Here is a 15918-nt window from a genome sequence, read left to right on the forward strand (position 1 = left end):
TCAGCAGGCCCCGTGCGAGGGCGCCACGACGTGGGCCGGGAAGCCCGGCGCGCGCTCGGCCCCCCCGTCGCGATCGCCCCGCTCGGCCGCCTCGAGCGTCCGCCGCGGGAAGATCTTGTGCGGGTTGAGCAGGCCCTTCGGGTCGAACAGCGCCTTGATCTTGCGCTCGATCGCGATGAGCTCCGGCGACTGCTCGAGCGCGAGGAAGTCCGCCTTCGACGTCCCGATGCCGTGCTCGCCGCTCAGCGTGCCGCGCATGCCGATCACGGCGCGGAACAGGCGCGACAGCGCCGTCTCCACCTGGGGGACGAGGTCCGGGTCGTTCCAGAGCAGGTTGACGTGGAGGTTGCCGTCCCCGGCGTGGCCGTACGTCAGCATGCGGACGCCCGTCGCCGCCGAGATCTCCGCGACCTCGTCGAGCAGCGCCGGGATCTTGTCGCGCGGGACCACGACGTCCTCCGAGATCTTGTAGCGCGCCATGGCGCGCGTCGTGGGCGAGAGCTGGCGGCGCGCCTCCCAGAGCCGCTCGCGCTGCGCCTCGTCCTGCGCGACGAGCACGTCGAGCGCCCCGGCATCCATGCAGACCTCCCCCACCCGCTCGGCCTGGATCTCGCAGTCCGCGGGCTCGCCGTCGACCTCGATGATCAGCATCGCGCCCGCGCGCTCGTCGACCCCGACGCCGCGCGCGCGCACCGCGTCGAGCGTGGGGCGATCGAGCAGCTCGAGGCAGCGCGGGACGACGCCGGCGGCGACCAGGGCGCTCACCGCGCGCCCGCTGGCGCGCACGTCCGGGAACAGGCAGAGCAGCGTCATGACCGACGGGGGCTTCGCGATGAGCCGGAGCGTCGCCTCCGTCGTGATCGCCAGCGTGCCCTCGCTGCCGACGAGCAGCGCGGTGACGTCGTACCCCGTCACGCCCTTCACGGTGCGCCGGCCGGTGCGGAGGCGCGTGCCATCGATGAGGATCGCGTCGAGCCCGAGCACGTACTCGCGCGTGACGCCGTACTTGAAGGCGCGCGGGCCGGCGGCGTTCTCGGCGATGTTGCCGCCGAGCGCGCACATCTTGAGCGAGTTCGGATCGGGCGGGTAGAAGAGCCCCTCGGCCTCGACCGCCGCGTGCAGGTCGGCGAGGATGACGCCCGGCTCGACGACCGCGATCTGCTCCTCGCGGCTGATCTCCTTGATGGAGCTCATGCCGATCGTGGCGATGACGATCCCGCCCCCGACCGGCACCGCGCCGCCCGACTTGCCGCTGCCAGCGGCGCGCGGCACGACCGGCACCTCCGCCTCGCTCGCCGCCCGCACCGCCTTCTCGATGTCGGCGGCCGAGGACGCGAGCACGACCGCATCCGGGCTCACCGGCGGCTGATCGGACTCGTCGCCCGCGTAGGCCGCGCACCCGTCGGCCGACGTGATGACCTTCGACGGGCCGAGCGCGCGCTCGAGGAGCCGGCGCGCCTTGTCGATGGCCGACGCCGACGGGCGGGGGAACGTGGGGTGCTGTCGCATCTCCCCCATTTACCGCGGATCGCGCGGCGATGCTGGGGGATCCGCGCGGGCGGGCTCAGGGCTGGCCGCAGCCGGAATCGGGTGCACGCGGGGTGCACGCGGGGCGCACGCGGACACGCGCGCTCCGCGCGGCGTGCCCGCGGTCTGCCTGCCCGCGGGCGAGCGGGCGCGCCGCGCGATCAGAGCAGATCGAGGAAGGCGAGGAGCGCCTCGATCGCGCCGGCGTCCAGCGCGACGAGGCCCTCGCCCGCGGGCGCGCCGTCGTGGAAGAAGGCGCCCGGCGCAGCGGCAGCGGCCGTGCTGCGGTGATCGCCGGCGGCGCGGCCGCCCGTGTCCTCGAAGCGCGCCCGCTCGAGCACATCGCGCAGCGTCTTCGCGGAGCCGTTCGTGAAGTAGGGCCGCTTCTTGTAGAGCCGCCGGAGCGATGGCACCCGCGCGCCGTCCTCGTGCACGTACGGCACGACGCCGGTCTTCTCGTAGCCGGCCCTCCCCCACACGATCGGGCCCTCGGGCGCGAGCACGAGCGCCTCCCAGCGCTCGAACGGGGCCGCGGAGCCGGGGTCGTCGCTGCGGAGCACCGGCGCATGGCAGCGGGCGCAGCGGTCCCGGAACCCCCGGGCGCCGCCGCGCTCGAGCGGGGTGAAGCTCGTCCGGCCGAGGACGGCGGGGTTCGCGCGGTGCGAGAACGCCATGAGGAAGCCCATGAGCGCGCGGCGGAGCGCCTCGGGCGGCCGCGCGGCGCGCCCGGCGTCGGCGAGCCCGAGATCGGCGAGCCACGGCGCGGCCTCGCTCGAGATCGAGAACCATGGGTCGTGGCCGCTCAGCGCGCCGGCGACGCGGAACTCGTTGTCCGCCACCGCGGTGAGATCCGGATCGAGGGCGCGGGAGAAGTGGGGGCGGTTGTTGAACAGGCCGAGCAGCGGCTTGGTCGTGGCGCGCACGTCGCCTCGACCCGTGTGGTGCGTGCGGCCGTCGACGTAGCCCTCGAAGTGGCACGTCTCGCACGTGAACCGGCTGAGCGGGCCGTCGGCCTTGTTCCACGGGGCCATCAGCGAGGTGAAGAAGAGCGCCTCGCCGAGGCGGATCTCGTCGGAGCGGGCGTCCTCGCCGCCGTCCAGGACCGGCTGCTTCACGACCGCGCCGTCGCCCGCGTCGAGCAGCCACGCGTCGAGCAACGGGTTCGCATAGGCGAAGGCGCCGCCGCCGAGCGCGGCCACGGCGGCCACGCCGGGGGAAAGCGGGCGGGTGGAGACCTCCGGCGCGCTCGCGAGGCCGGCGTCCGTGGCGCGGAAGAGGAGCTCGGCCCGGCGATCGCCGCCATAGCCGGTCGCGATCACCCGAACGCCGCTGGATCCGGGGATCGCCGAGAGCGCGACGGCCTTCGGGGTAAGCACGCCGAGCTCCGAGACGTTGACGGCCGAGAGCCGTGTCACCTCGGGCCGGGCGCCGGCGGCGACGCGGTAGAGGAAGACGAACGAGTCGATGTACCCGAACGAGCCGCCGGTCCGGTCGAGCGGGTGATCCTCGACCCCGCCGGCCGCGAGAAGGAGCCCGCCCCCGGCGCCGCCCGTCTCGAGCGCGTCGAAGCTCCAGATCGGGCCGTCGTGGCGGACGCGCGCCGCGCCGCCCGCGAGCGGGCGGCCGTCGGCGCCGACCGGGAGCACGACGAGCGTCTGGTCGAGGAGGCAATCGACGATCAGGTGATGCGGGAGGCGCACGACGCGGAACGGGCCAGCGCCGATCGGCTCGTCCCAGCGCTCGACCTCGATGCGCCCGTCCGCGCCGGTGCGACCAGGGCGCAGCGTGACGAGCGTGCCGGCGCGCTCGTCGAGCGCGTAAAGAAGGCCCTCGGGGCCGGCCGCGACGTCGCGGACGCCGTGGAGGCCCGCGAGCTCGATGCGCCCCGCGGGCTCGAGCGAGGCGCCGCGGACGGCGTAGCGGAAGAGCGAGGGCGACGCCTCGCCGCTCGCGAAGACCTCGCCGGTGGGCGTGACCGCGACCCCTGTCGGCGAGGCCGGCGCGGGGGCGCGGGAGAGCTCGCGAAGCGACGGGTCGAGCAGGACGAGCGCGTCGCGGCCGCGGAGCGGAGAGAGCAGCGCGGGCGCGCCCGGCGCGGCGGGGCGGCCCAGCGGATCCACGGGGCGGAGCGCGATCGGGTCGGGCCCGAACAGCCGGTCGGAGCCGGGTGCGCGGGAGAAATCGGCCTCCGCGCGGCGCGCCGCCTCGAAGCGCCGCAGCGGCTCGAGCGGGTCCGGATCGGGCGCCCCGCCGTGGACCGGGGGCGCAGGGCGGCCGTCGCACGCCACGGCGGCCAGGCCGAGCGAGAGCGCAAGGCGGACCGCGGCCATGCGCCTGCGCCGCGGTGCAGCGGGCCGAGCCGCCGCGCCGATCACCAGCCGCCGGTGCTCGCCGGCTTCGCGGTCTCGGCCGGCGCCGCCTTCGCCGGCTCGGCCTTGGGCGCGGGCTTCGCCGCCTCGGTCGTGGCCGCGGGCTTCGCCTCGGGCGTCGCCTGGGGCTTGCCCTCGCAGCCGAAGAGACACATCGCGCCGAGCGCAACAAGCACTGTCAAGACATTCTTCATGGGACTCCTCCTGAACGAGCGGGGCAAGCGAAGCACATCCGCTGGGCGCTCGGAAGGGGGGCGCGCCGTCCGCCGCCATCGGAGGCGGCGCGACGGCGGCTGCGCGGGGTTGGCTGCGCGGAGGAGGCAGCGGACGCGCGTGGCCGCCCGCGTGCAAGAACGTGCAGGAGCCGTGCGGGAGCTCGCGCGCCGGATCCAGGGCCGGGCGCGAGATTCCGGCGCCCGCGCCCTGGTCAGGTCCCGGGAACGATCTTCACCAGGCTGTTGCGGTTCGCGACGAAGTATTGCTCGCCGTCGTTGTCCTCGACGATCGCGGTGAGCGCGTTGAAGGTCGGCAGGCTGCCCTGACGCGCGAACGCCGGAGCGTTCGGCGCGTTCGGATCGGGGTTCTTGTTGATGATCGTGATGGGCGACGTCTGCGCCCCGCACTGCATGAGCGCGCCCATTTTCCCGCCGGTGTAGTCGCCGAACAGGTAGACGCCCCGGAGCTGCGGCACCTGGCTGCCCCGGTACACGAACCCGCTGACGACGGACTTGTAGTCGCGGTACGGCCCTGTCGCGCTCTGCCGCCGATCCATGTCGGCGATGGGCGGGGTGTGCGTATCGCCCGCGCGCATGGTGCGCCCCTGGCAGGTATCCGCGTGGGTGCCTTCCCACTTCGGCCAGCCGAAGTTCAGCCCCGAGGTGCCGGCAGGAACGTAGTCGACCTCCTCGTAGCCATCCTGGCCGACATCGCCGATGAAGAGATCGCCCGTCCCCCGATCGAAGGTGAAGGTATACGGGTTGCGCAGACCATAGTGCCAGGTCCGCGAGGCCGCGCCGTCCAAGGGATTGCCGGCCGCGGCGTACGGCTCGGCAGCATTCGGATCGAGGCGCAGGATCTTGCCGAACAGCGAGGCCGGGTCCTGCGAACCGCCAGGCTTGTCGCTGTTGCAGGACCCGCCCCCGTCGCCCGTGCCGACGTAGAGCATGCCGTCGGGCCCGAACGCGATATGGCCGCCGTTGTGATTCACCGCGGACGCGTCGAGGCGCACGATCGTCTTCGCCGAATTTGCATCCGCCACGTAAGGATCGCTGGACCGCTTGTACTCGACCACCATGTCACGGTTCATGTTCGTGCCCGTGGTCGCCGTCATCATGATGTAGAACTTGCCGCTCGTCGCGTAGTCGGGCGGGAACGCCATGCTGATGAGCCCGCGCTCGTCGTCGAAGGGCCCGGAGCCGAGCGTGATCTGATTGCTCACGTCGAGGAAGGCCCCGCTGCGGAGCTGGCCGCCGGAGAACACGCGGATCTGCCCGGTCTGCAGCACGAGATACCAGTCGCTCGACCCCTTCGGCTGAGCGGCGTAAACCAGCTTGTCCACGCCGGTGACGACGGGAGCGAGCGCCAGCTTCCCGACGTCGGGCGCCGCGCTGGCATTGCACTCCACCGGGTCGCCGCCGCCGGCGCCGGAGCCGCCCTCTCCCGTGGTGGTCCCGGACGACGACGTGGTGCTGCTGCCGCCGCCGGTGCCGGAGCCTGCGCCGGAACCAGCGCCTGCGCCGGAACCAGAGCCGGAGCCAGCGCCCGCGCCGGAGCTGGAGGCGGAGCCAGCGCCGGCCCCCGTCCCCGTCTGCGCACCGGAGGAGCCCTGGTTCCCCCCGCTCGTCACGGCGTCGCCAGAGCTGGTCGCCCCGTCGTCGCTGCACGCACCGGCGCCCAGCGCGAGACACGCGCCGCCACCCAGCGCGAAGGTCATCCACAAAGCCAAGGTTGAACGCTGTTTCGTCATGAGGCGCATTCTATACATGACAGGCGCCGTGGCGCACTCATGAACTATCGCCGGGCGAAAGAACAGGACATCGGAGCCCGGGGTGAGCAGGTGACGGATCATGCCTGCAGGACGTCAACACGCGCTCGCCTGGCCGGCCGACGGCGCACGTTTGCTCGATGCGAGCTCGGAGACGCCGGCGGCGCGCGTCTCCCCAGGGCGTGTGGGCTCAAGGGCATTCGACAGGCTCGCTCGCCTGGTCGCCACCGCAATCGAGCCATGGGAGAACAGCGCCCCTCGACCGGCGTCGAGCAGCATTGCCCACGATTTGATCAGCCGTTCAGATGAAATGCGCCTGGCGCACGCGGACGTGGGCCATCGATGCGCTGCTCACTCGTCGAGATGGATATTTGAAACAGAGCGGTACGTGCGAGTCCCCGAGGTCCGCTCGGGGCCGGGGCTATATTCCCGTCCAGGCCCCTTCTGATCATCGCCTGCGACGGATCATCGCTCACCACGCCCGCGCCGCCGACGCTCGCCGGCGGCGCGCGGCGTCACCAGCAGGCCAGCCGCGCCGCGCCATGGCGCGACGGCGCCTGGCTCACCGCGCCGGACGAGCCCGGCGGAGAGACGTGCTGTGTTTCACCCGTGCACCGCAATCGATGCCGGCCGACTCGGCATCATCGGTCAGCTCGCCGCACGGCGCCATGTCGGAGAGGAGATCCGTGTCAATCGGAGCGCCGCGCTGAACGCCGGAATCTCCGGACGCCCTCGCTCACTCCGGCTCTCCTCTGCCGTCGGTGCCAATCGGCTCACCCGGCTCGACGCCGCACGTCGTACGGCGTCCCGCGAGCTCCCCCGCAGCGACGACGCCCCCTCCTGCTCCTGTGGCGCTCTGCTCAGAGAGTGCCCGCGATCCACACGCTCCCGGGGCCCAGGCCGACGCGCGCGCTCCAGGGGGCGTCGGCCGTCGGCCCGCGGCCGCGCGCTGACGCCGCGGCGTCAGGCGCAGACGGCGCGGTGATCCAGAGGATCGCCCCGCCCACGGCGAAGGCCGCGCCCGCGATGAACACCGCCGTCCCGATGTTGCCCTTCGCCACCGCGTCGTCGCGCAGATCGAGGCCCGTCTGATCGACGCAGCGGCCCGCCTCGTCGCAATGGCCGCCCTCGGTGGCCTTGTCGAACGTCGATTTCGCCATGAAGCCGAGCGCCGTGCCGACGCCGAGCCCGACCACGCCGAGCCCGACCCCGACGATGCCGAGCGGCTTGCGGATGCTCCCGCCCTGCGCCGAGGGCGGGTCGCTCGCCGGCGGACGGACAGGAGGCGGCGGCGCGACCGCCGGCGTCGACGCGCCGCTCGATCCCGGGGCGGAGGCCGGCTCCGTGGCGCGCTCGAGCGCCGGCACCGTGACGGTCACCACGCCCGGCTTGTCGATCGCGACCTTCACCTCCCAGGGCTCGTACCCGGGCGCGGAGGCGGCGATCCGATGCTCACCCGGGTCGAGCGGCACCGCCGTCCCCCAGAGCGCCCTGCCCACGGCGACGCCGTCCCGCGTGAGGCCCAGCCCCGCGATCGACGCCGCGGGCGGGACCACGATCTGGAGGCGGGAGAGCCGCGGCTCGAGCGCGGCGGCCCGGGCGCGCGCCACCCGCTCGCGCTCCGTCTGCCCGGCAGAGAGCGAGGCGGCCGCGACGTCGCGAAAGCCGATCCACGCCGTCGCGATCTTGCCGGTGCGCTCGTAGCAGTCGGAGAGGTTGAAGAGGGTGCCGACGCCGGGGTCGATCGCATGGCTCTCGGCGAGCTTCGGACAGGCCTCGGCGTGCTTCCCCGCGGCCATCAGCGCGCGGCCCTCGTCGAACAGCGCGACAGCGGCGGCGCGCTCCTCCCGGGTCGGCTCGGCGGCGCGCGCGGCCGGCGCGAGCGAGGCGAGCGCAGCGAGCGCCGACAGGAGCGCTACCGCTCGACGGCGGCCGGCCCCGGAAAGCGGGGCGCGGGAGACCGCAGCAGGGCAGCCGGACTCCGGACAGGGGCTCGAGAGACGACGATGGCAAAGCAAGACGGCAGCTCTCCTGGGCTCACGGGATGTCATCGCGGATCGGAAAAGAGGTCTTGCGGCGCGGTCGATGTGGGGCGGGTCGGCGGCGGGGTCCGCCCCGACGGCCGCGCGCCCTTCGACGACGCCGGCGGCCGCGGCGCCGCAGGCCCGCTCGCGGCCGGGCGCGCGGTCGCGACCTCGGACACGGGCGCTTCAGGCGGCGGCGCAGGGCCGCCGTCGAGGAGCTCGGCCGCCTTGCCCGCAGCCAGATCGGCCGCGGGCACCGCCGCGTCGCGCGAGGGTGCCTCCGGCGCCAGCGGCGCCTCCGAGGGCGCCGACGCGGCGAGCGGCGCCCCACCCGACGCGGGGACGCGGAGCGCGAACCACACGAGCCACGCGAGCCCCGCGGCGCCCACGAGCGCGGCCGTGAGGGCCGCCGCGATCCCCAGGGTGCGCGCCCCGCCGCCCTGGCCCGACGAGGCGCGCGTGCCGCCCCAGGAGCGATCCGTCGCCGCGCCGTCCGAGAGGAGCGCCGTGGGCGCGCCAGACCACGCGGAGCCGGCCGCCACGCCCTTTCCATCCGGGTCGCTGGACGACGGCGTCCCGCCGGCGGGCCCAGGCGACGTGGAGCTCGAGCGCCGGGGCGGCCCGGGCGCGCGGCCCGCCTCGGCGCCCGCGTCGAGGCGGATCTGCAGCACCCGCGCGGCGCGATCGGCCAGGTGCTGCGCGTGCGGCGGCGCGAACCGAGCGAGCTCGGCGGCGAGCTCGGCGATGTTGCCGAAGCGATCGGCAGGGCTCTTCTGGAGGCAGCGCTGGACCACCCAGCCGAGGCGCTCGGGCACGTCGGGCCGCTGCGCGTCGATCCGCGGCGGCCCCTCCAGGATGCGGTCGTAGATGGCCATCGCGGAGTCGCCCCGGAAGGGGACGGCGCCCGTGAGCAGCTGATAGAGCATGGCGCCCATCGACCAGACGTCGGCCCGCGCGTCGACGCTCTTCGAGGAGACCATCTGCTCGGGCGCCATGTAGAACGGCGAGCCCAGCATCGTCGAGCTCTCGGTCATGTCGTGCGCCTTGGGCCCGGTCGCCTCCGCCGCGAGGGCCATCTTGGAGATGCCGAAGTCGATGACCTTGATGAGCGGGCTGCCGTCGGCCCGCTGGGTCAGGAACAGGTTGCCCGGCTTCAGGTCCCGATGGATGATGCCGAGCGCGTGCGCCTCCGCGAGCGCGTCGCACGCCTGGAGCAGGTAGTCGCAGGCGAGCGCGCTCGGGAGCGGCCCGCGATCGCGCAGGACGGCCTTCAGGTCGGTCCCCTCGAGGTACTCCATGACGAGGTAAGGCTCGCCGCGCGCGAGCGTGCCGACGTCGTACACGCGCGTCACGTGCTCGCTCCGGATGCGCGCCGCGACCTGCCCCTCGCGCAGGAAGCGGGCGACGAGGTCCGCGCGCTCGCGGGCCTGGGGCCGCAGGAACTTGATGGCGACCCGCTCGCCGAGCAGGAGATGGCGGGCGGCGACGACCACGCCCATCCCGCCTTCACCGAGGACGCGCTCGACCTCGTATTTCTCCGCGAGGACGTCCCCCACGCTCACCGGTACGACCATGCACGCCCTCGCTCCGCCCCTCCGCTAGTATCAAAACGGCGCGGGCGCGACAACGCGAGCTTTCCCGGAAATCAGCGAGGGGCGAGGGAAACCGCCGCGCCGCCATAGCCACCCGGCCACGCAGCCACGCAGCCACGCTGCCACGCTGCCACCCGAGATTGCGCGCATTGCTCGCATCGCGGGTTCGCCAGCGGCGCGCTCTGCTTGTATATGCATGACGCAATTTCACCATGAGCACCGCTTCACCATGATCACCGAGCCGACCGAACCGTTCGTCCTCGCGCGCGAGCTCCTCGAGCAGCGGCAAACCACCGAACCGACCGACGCGACCGCCATGACGCTGGCCACGGCGGACGCGTCCGGGCGCCCCTCGGCGCGGATGGTGCTGCTGAAGGGCATCGACGATCGCGGGTTCGTGTTCTTCACCAACTACGAGAGCCGCAAGTCGATGGATCTCGCGGCGAACCCGTTCGCCGCGCTGTGCATCCACTGGGCGAAGGCCGCGGAGCAGATCCGCGTCGAGGGGCGGATCGAGCGGGTCAGCGACGCGGAGTCGGACGCCTACTTCGAGACCCGCGGGCGGGGCAGCCAGATCGGCGCGTGGGCGTCCCGGCAGAGCGCGCCGCTGCCCTCGCGCGAGGCGCTCCTCGATCGGGTGCGCGAGATCGAGCGCCGCTTCGAGGGCCGGCCGGTGCCTCGGCCGGAGTTCTGGGGCGGCTACCGGGTGGTGCCGGAGCGCGTCGAGTTCTGGTACGGCCAGGAGAACCGCCTGCACGACCGCGTCGTGTACGTCCGCCACGGCGACGGCTGGCGCGTCGAGCGGCTCTACCCCTGAGCGCGGCGCGATCGTCGATCAGGCGCGCTCCGTCACGCCCCGTGACCCGCGCCGGGGAGAAGCCATGAAATCGAAGACCGACTATTTCTACTTCGAGACGAAGGCCAGGCGCGAGCTCATCAACGTCACCGAGCGCGTCGCGGCCGTCGTCACCGCCAGCGGCATCCGGGAGGGCATGGTCCTCGTGAGCGCCATGCACATCACCGCCGGCGTGTTCGTGAACGACCACGAGCCGGGCCTCTGGGAGGACATCTGGGCGTGGCTCCAGCAGCTCGCCCCCGAGGGGCCCGACTACAAGCACCACAGGACCGGCGAGGACAACGGCGACGCCCACCTCAAATCGATCCTCGTGCACCACCAGGTGATCGTGCCCATCACCGCGGGGAAGCTCGATCTCGGGCCGTGGCAGCAGATCTTCTACGCGGAGTTCGATGGCGGCCGGCGCAAGCGCGTCGTCGTGAAGGCGATGGGGGAGTGACACCGCCGGCCGGCGCGCGGGCTCCGCGGGCGACAGGGTCGAGGGCGCTCGTCTCCCTAGCCGCCCGCGGGCGCCGCGGGTTGCGGCGCGTGGGGCCTCGCGGCGCCGTACTCCCTCGCCCCGCGCTGCATGAGCGAGGCGATCGCGCCGAGCGCGTCGGTCCAGGCCTCCTTGTGCGCCGGGGACCAGTCCGCGGCCGCGACCTCGGCCATCGCGGAGATCAACGCGTCGGCGACCCAGGGGTACATCGCGTCCGTGACGCCGTAGTCGACGTGCTTCGCCCCCATCGCCATGAGCTTCTCCTCGAGCCACGACGCGTCCTCCAGCCGGTCGATGACCGCGGCGAGCGCCTCCGTGAGCATCTTCTCCTGCTGCTCCTGGCTATTGCGCCCGAAGAGCGGCTTCACCTGCGGATACCGAGAGAACAGGATCCCGTAGAAACGGTGCGTGAGGTTGGGCGCCCTCTCGATCACGAGCTCGAAGCTCTCCCGCAGCAAGCCAACATTCAATCCCATGACAAACCTCCAGGCCGGGCGAGGTGCCCGTGCTAGCCGTCGTCGGCGATCGATTCGCCCGACGGCACGCGCTGGCCGAACGCGTTCGCACGGGCTGTGCCAGGGGCGTTTCTCCGTGGATCGCCTCGATCCTCGCCGGGTCGGCGCGCCCGGCGACCTGCGGCGGTTTCCCACGGGAAACCTGGCCGGCTGCCGAGCGCGGCCGCGCCGGCGGCGCCCACCCGCGCGCCCACCCGCGCGCCGCCCCGCCGCGCGCCTTGCTCCGCTGCACCCCACGGTGTTTCCTGCCGGAGTCTCCGACAGGAAACCTCCGCCGCCTCCGTCTCCTCGAGGAACCCGCGTGACCCTGCTCGACGCCGTGCTCAGCCTGTCCGAAGCGCCCGCCCGCGACGAGGCGCTGCAGCGGATCCTGCGCGCGCTCGCGCGGGTGTCGGCGGCGGACGCGCTCTCGGTGCTCACGGCGGCGGAGGACGGCTCGGTCGGCGTCGCCGCGCAGATCGGGCTGTCGCCGGCCGCCCTGGGGATGAGCTTCCGGCCCGCGGAGCACCCGCGGCTCCGCAGGGCGACGCAGGCGGCCGGCCCGATCCGCTTCCTCGACCCGAGCGAGCCCGACCCCTACAGCGGCTGGCTGCTCGGCAGCCCGGGAGAGATCCACCCGATCCACGCCTGCATGGCCGTGCCGCTGCACGTGCAGGGCCGCCTCGCCGGGCTGCTCACGCTCGACGCCTGCGATCCCCACGGCCTCCGCGGCCTGCGCGACGAGGACGCGCGCGTGTTCGCGGGGCTCTGCGCCGGCGCGCTGCGGCTCGACGCCGGCGCCGTGCTGCTCGACGCCGGCCCGGAGGCGCGCCGCGCGATCGGCCCGGCGTCGATCGGCCCGGCGCCTGCGAGCCGCTCGGCCGGGATGCTGCGGATCGAGCGCGAGATCGCGGTGCTCGCCCCGCTGTCGGTGCCGGTGCTCGTCACGGGCGAGACGGGCGTGGGGAAAGAGCTCGTCGCCCGCGCGCTGCACGAGCGATCGCCCCGGGCGAGCCGGGCGCTCGTGATCGTCAACTGCGCGGCGATCCCCGCGCAGCTGGTCGAGTCGGAGCTCTTCGGCCACAGGAGAGGCGCGTTCACCGGCGCCACGGCCGCGCGCGCCGGAAGGTTCGAGGCGGCGCACGGCGGGACGATCTTCCTCGACGAGATCGGCGAGCTCCCGCTCTCGGCGCAGGCGCAGCTCCTGCGCGCGCTGCAGGAGGGGGAGATCCAGCCCGTGGGCGAGGACCGGGCGCGCCGCGTCGACGCGCGGGTCGTCGCGGCCACGAACCGCGATCTCCGGCGGGAGGTCGCCGAGGGGCGCTTTCGCGCCGATCTGTTCCACCGGCTCTGGGTCTACCCGATCTGCGTGCCGCCCCTGCGCGAGCGGCGCGAGGACATCCCCGCCCTCTGCGAGCGCTTCGCCGCCGAGCTCGCGGCCGAGCTCGGCGCGGCGCGGGTCGGCTTCACCGAGCCGGCGCTGGGCGCGCTCGCCCAGGGGGCGTGGCCGGGCAACGTCCGCGAGCTGAAGAACGCCGTGGAGCGCGCCGTGCTTCGCCGGACGATCGCGGACGGCAAGAGCGCGGCCGGCAGGGCGCTCGTCGTGCGGCGCGAGGATCTCGACGCGATCGACGGCGGCGCGCAGGAGCGCTCGCTCGCCCCGCGGATCGAGCTCCCCGGCGAGCGGCTGCGGCTCGCGGACGCGCCGCTGGAGCAGCCCGTGGAGCTCCTGGCAGAGGCGCTCGAGAGGGCCCGCCGCGAGGCGTTCGCCCGAGCGTTCCGGGCAGCGGGCGGCAACGCGGCGACGGCCGGACGGCTGCTCGGGCTGAGCCGATCGTTCGCCTACAAGGAGGCGGTGCGCCTCGGGCTCATCCCCCCGGCCGGGCCGCGCAAGCGCTGAGGAGCCCGAGCGAGACGCCGTCCTCTCGAAGGACGGAGCGCAGCGCCTCCACGGAGGACGACGCTCAGCGCGCCGGCTCGGGGGCGCCGATCCCCTCGAGCGGCACGCGCGCGAGCGCCGTGTAGCGCGCCCCCTTCGGGGTCAGCTCGCTCTGGTAGACGATGATCTCCTGGACCCGCGTCTCGCCGAAGTCGACGTTGCCGACCGCCTGCGCGCACGCGTCGAGCGCCGGATCGCCGCGCGGATCGCGCGAGCGGGCGAGGGTGAGGTGCGGCTCGAACGGCCGGTCCTCGGGGACGTAGCCCGTCGACATCGAGAGCGTCTGCTCCAGGTCGCGGTGGATCGCGGTGAGGGCGCCGACAGCGCCGCCCACGCCGAGCCAGAGCACGCGCGGGCGACGCCGCGTTCCGAACGCGCCGCCCTTCTCGATGCGCAACGTGAGCGGCCTGTGGAACGCGGCGACGCTCCCGGCAGCAGCGATGACGAGCGGCAGGCGCTCCTCTCCGATCTCGCCCATGAAGGCGAGCGTGATATGCAGCCCAGCAGGCTCCACCCACTTGGCGGACGGAGCCCGCGGCGAGATCTCCCGCAGGAGATCTCCGACCTTGGCGAGGAGCTCGGCTCCCGGATCAACGGCGACGAAGACGCGCACAGCTCACCTACGCTCACCCACGCTCAATTACCACCCACAGACTTCACCCTTGTTCTGCTCCTTGAGCCACCTCCGGAGCGGCTCGAAGTACTCCAGCATGGCGCCCGGATCGGCCGCGGTCTCCCCCGTCACCGCCCGCATCGCCTCCTGCCACGGGCGGCTCGCGCCGAGCGAGAGCATGGCGCGCAGCTTCTCGCCCGCGGCCGCGCTGCCGTGGATCGAGCACGCGTGGAGCGGCCCCGTGTGCCCGGCCGTCTTGCACAGCGCGCGGTGGAACTGGAACTGGTAGATGTGCGCGAGGAAGTAGCGCATGTACGGGACGCCCGCCGCAACGTGGTACTTCGCCCCCGGGTCGAAATCGGCCTCGCTGCGCTGCACCGGCGGCGCGACGCCCTGGTACTTCAGCCGCAGCGCCCACCACGCCGCGTTGTAGTCGGCCGGCTTCGTCCTGCCCGAGAAGACATCCCACCGCCACTGGTCGATGAGCTTGCCGAACGGGAGGAACGCGATCTTGTCGAGCGCCTTCTTGAAGAGGAAGTTGATGACCCCCTTCTCGTCCTCGGACACCCTGTCGAGCAGCCCCAGCGACCTCAGGTAGCGCGGCGTCACGGAGAGGGCCAGCGTGTCCCCGATCCCCTCGTGGAAGCCCTCGTTGGCGCCCGACTGGAACAGGATCGGGAGCTTGTAGTACTGGTGGAAGTAGTAGACGTGCCCGAGCTCGTGGTGGATCGTGATGAGATCCTCCTCGCTCGGCTCGACGCACATCTTGAGGCGGAGATCGCCCCGGTCGCCCACGTCCCAGGCGTTCGCGTGGCAGACGACCTCGCGGTCGGCCGGCTTCTTGAGCAGCGATCGCTCCCAGAAGGTCGCAGGCAGCGGGTCGAACCCGAGCGAGGTGAAGAACCGCTCGCCGAGCGAGACCATCTGCTTCTCGTCGAGCTTCTTCGCCTTGATCTTCCGCGTCACGTCGAGCGAGGGCTGGCCCTTGTACGGCTCCATGAGCCCGTAGACGTTCGACCACTCCTGCGCCCACATGTTGCCGAGGAGGTGCGCCGGGATCGGGGCCTTCTCGCCGATCCTGTCCTTGCCATGGATCGCGCGCAGCCTCGCGCGCACATAGCAGTGCAGCTCGTCGTAGAGCGGCTTCACTTTGCCCCAGAGCCGCTCGGTCTCGGCCTCGAACGCGTCGGGGGACATGTCGTATCCGGCTCGCCAGAGCGCGCCGACGTCCGGGAGGCCGAGCTCCGCCGCCCCCTTGTTGCCGAGGGCGACGTAACGCTCGAACTTCGGCCGGAGCGGCGGGGCGATCGCGTGCCAGCCCGCCCATGCATCGAGCAGCTCGTCCCAGTCGCGGCTGGTCTTCAGGAGGCTGGAGAGCTCGTCGAGCGCGAGGCACTTCGGCTCGGCCCCGGCGCCCGCGCGCGCGGCGCGCGCCGCGCCCAAGCCCGCGGTCGCCGCCCGCCCTGGCCTGGCCTTCGGGCAGTGCTTGCCCTTGCCGTACAGGCTCGTCATCTCGACCGAGAGCGCGGCGAGCTCGGCGCGCTCCGCCGGGTCGCTCGGCGCCGGGAGGGAGGTCGAGATCTTGAGGAGCGAAAGCTGGCGGGCGACGTCCGCGGGCAACGCGAGCCCGTCGAAGCGCGCCGCCGCCTTCATCGTGCGGCTCAGGTACTCCATGCTCGCCTCCTCGGCGGAGGCGGCGAGCGCGTCGGTGTCGTCCGTGAGGTAGGTCTGGTTGACCCAGGACGCGCGCGCGGACTGGATCCGCAGCCGGCGCAGCTCCCGGTCGACGGCGGCCACGAAGGCCTCCGCCTCGGCCGGGCCGGGCGGCGCCGCCTGCGGGGGGGCGGCCTCCGCGGGCGCCGGGGTCGCGGGCGCCTCCTCCCCCTGGCGCGGCGGCGCTGTCGCCGCCGCCGGCGGAGCGGCGCCGCTGCACGCCGCGCCCAGCCCGAGCGCGACGAGCATCAGCGGACGCGCGATGGCCGTCCGGGCGTGGGCAAAGCGGACCACGGGCCCTTCATACACGCCGGACCGTGCCGAGGGAA

12 protein-coding genes are annotated in these 15918 nt (G+C 73.6%); 3 read left to right on the forward strand and 9 right to left on the reverse strand.

Annotated features, from left to right (window positions below):
* From WMF22_RS27515 to WMF22_RS27540, 6 genes are all read right to left on the reverse strand, one after another.
* Nucleotides 1-1509 (reverse strand): FAD-binding oxidoreductase, encoded by a 1509-nt coding sequence (locus tag WMF22_RS27515; protein ID WP_438031696.1) that lies wholly within the window; start codon nucleotides 1507-1509, stop codon nucleotides 1-3.
* A gap of 179 nt (nucleotides 1510-1688) precedes the next feature.
* A complete protein-coding gene (locus WMF22_RS27520; protein WP_438031697.1) occupies nucleotides 1689-3857 on the reverse strand; it encodes a hypothetical protein in 2169 nt (722 codons plus the stop codon).
* Nucleotides 3858-3898: 41 nt separating this feature from the next.
* Complete coding sequence (locus WMF22_RS27525; protein ID WP_438031698.1) at nucleotides 3899-4090, reverse strand: hypothetical protein; 192 nt, start codon at nucleotides 4088-4090, stop codon at nucleotides 3899-3901.
* 233 nt (nucleotides 4091-4323) lie between these two features.
* Nucleotides 4324-5829 carry a PQQ-dependent sugar dehydrogenase gene (locus WMF22_RS27530; protein ID WP_438031699.1) on the reverse strand — a complete coding sequence of 502 codons (1506 nt, stop codon included), beginning with the start codon at nucleotides 5827-5829 and terminating at the stop codon, nucleotides 4324-4326.
* Nucleotides 5830-6740: 911 nt separating this feature from the next.
* Nucleotides 6741-7898 carry a hypothetical protein gene (locus tag WMF22_RS27535; protein ID WP_438031700.1) on the reverse strand — a complete coding sequence of 386 codons (1158 nt, stop codon included), beginning with the start codon at nucleotides 7896-7898 and terminating at the stop codon, nucleotides 6741-6743.
* Nucleotides 7899-7927: 29 nt separating this feature from the next.
* Nucleotides 7928-9478 carry a protein kinase domain-containing protein gene (locus tag WMF22_RS27540; RefSeq protein WP_437292973.1) on the reverse strand — a complete coding sequence of 517 codons (1551 nt, stop codon included), beginning with the start codon at nucleotides 9476-9478 and terminating at the stop codon, nucleotides 7928-7930.
* A 214-nt stretch (nucleotides 9479-9692) separates the two neighbouring features.
* Here WMF22_RS27540 and pdxH point away from each other — a divergent pair, with 214 nt between their 5' ends.
* Both pdxH and WMF22_RS27550 read left to right on the forward strand, forming a co-directional pair.
* Nucleotides 9693-10313 (forward strand): pyridoxamine 5'-phosphate oxidase, encoded by a 621-nt coding sequence (gene pdxH, locus WMF22_RS27545; protein WP_437292974.1) that lies wholly within the window; start codon nucleotides 9693-9695, stop codon nucleotides 10311-10313.
* A 64-nt stretch (nucleotides 10314-10377) separates the two neighbouring features.
* The gene (locus WMF22_RS27550; RefSeq protein WP_437292975.1) at nucleotides 10378-10791 is read left to right on the forward strand and encodes a secondary thiamine-phosphate synthase enzyme YjbQ; all 414 of its coding nucleotides are present in this window, start codon (nucleotides 10378-10380) and stop codon (nucleotides 10789-10791) included.
* Between the two features lie 56 nt (nucleotides 10792-10847).
* On the opposite strand, the gene WMF22_RS27555 is transcribed toward WMF22_RS27550, so the two are convergent.
* Nucleotides 10848-11306, reverse strand: a complete 459-nt coding sequence (locus WMF22_RS27555) for a globin domain-containing protein (protein ID WP_437292976.1) — start codon at nucleotides 11304-11306, stop codon at nucleotides 10848-10850.
* Between the two features lie 340 nt (nucleotides 11307-11646).
* Between WMF22_RS27555 and norR the strand changes: the two genes are divergently transcribed.
* Nucleotides 11647-13224: a nitric oxide reductase transcriptional regulator NorR gene (gene norR / locus WMF22_RS27560; protein ID WP_438031701.1), complete on the forward strand. Its 1578-nt coding sequence runs from the start codon at nucleotides 11647-11649 to the stop codon at nucleotides 13222-13224.
* Between the two features lie 64 nt (nucleotides 13225-13288).
* On the opposite strand, the gene thpR is transcribed toward norR, so the two are convergent.
* Complete coding sequence (thpR, locus tag WMF22_RS27565; protein WP_437292978.1) at nucleotides 13289-13876, reverse strand: RNA 2',3'-cyclic phosphodiesterase; 588 nt, start codon at nucleotides 13874-13876, stop codon at nucleotides 13289-13291.
* Nucleotides 13877-13903: 27 nt separating this feature from the next.
* Nucleotides 13904-15838 (reverse strand): M2 family metallopeptidase, encoded by a 1935-nt coding sequence (locus WMF22_RS27570; protein ID WP_438037289.1) that lies wholly within the window; start codon nucleotides 15836-15838, stop codon nucleotides 13904-13906.
* Nucleotides 15839-15918: the final 80 nt, after the last annotated feature.

Source organism: Sorangium sp. So ce204 (assembly GCF_051526795.1).
GTDB lineage: Bacteria > Myxococcota_A > Polyangia > Polyangiales > Polyangiaceae > Sorangium > Sorangium cellulosum_B.

Coding starts and splice junctions, on each gene's coding strand:
- WMF22_RS27515 (WP_438031696.1), bottom strand. CDS start 1,509: ATGCGACAGCACCCCACGTTCCCCCGCCCGTCGGCGTCGGCCATCGAC.
- WMF22_RS27520 (WP_438031697.1), bottom strand. CDS start 3,857: ATGGCCGCGGTCCGCCTTGCGCTCTCGCTCGGCCTGGCCGCCGTGGCG.
- WMF22_RS27525 (WP_438031698.1), bottom strand. CDS start 4,090: ATGAAGAATGTCTTGACAGTGCTTGTTGCGCTCGGCGCGATGTGTCTC.
- WMF22_RS27530 (WP_438031699.1), bottom strand. CDS start 5,829: ATGACCTTCGCGCTGGGTGGCGGCGCGTGTCTCGCGCTGGGCGCCGGT.
- WMF22_RS27540 (WP_437292973.1), bottom strand. CDS start 9,478: ATGGTCGTACCGGTGAGCGTGGGGGACGTCCTCGCGGAGAAATACGAG.
- pdxH (WP_437292974.1), top strand. CDS start 9,693: ATGACGCAATTTCACCATGAGCACCGCTTCACCATGATCACCGAGCCG.
- WMF22_RS27550 (WP_437292975.1), top strand. CDS start 10,378: ATGAAATCGAAGACCGACTATTTCTACTTCGAGACGAAGGCCAGGCGC.
- WMF22_RS27555 (WP_437292976.1), bottom strand. CDS start 11,306: ATGGGATTGAATGTTGGCTTGCTGCGGGAGAGCTTCGAGCTCGTGATC.
- WMF22_RS27570 (WP_438037289.1), bottom strand. CDS start 15,838: ATGCTCGTCGCGCTCGGGCTGGGCGCGGCGTGCAGCGGCGCCGCTCCG.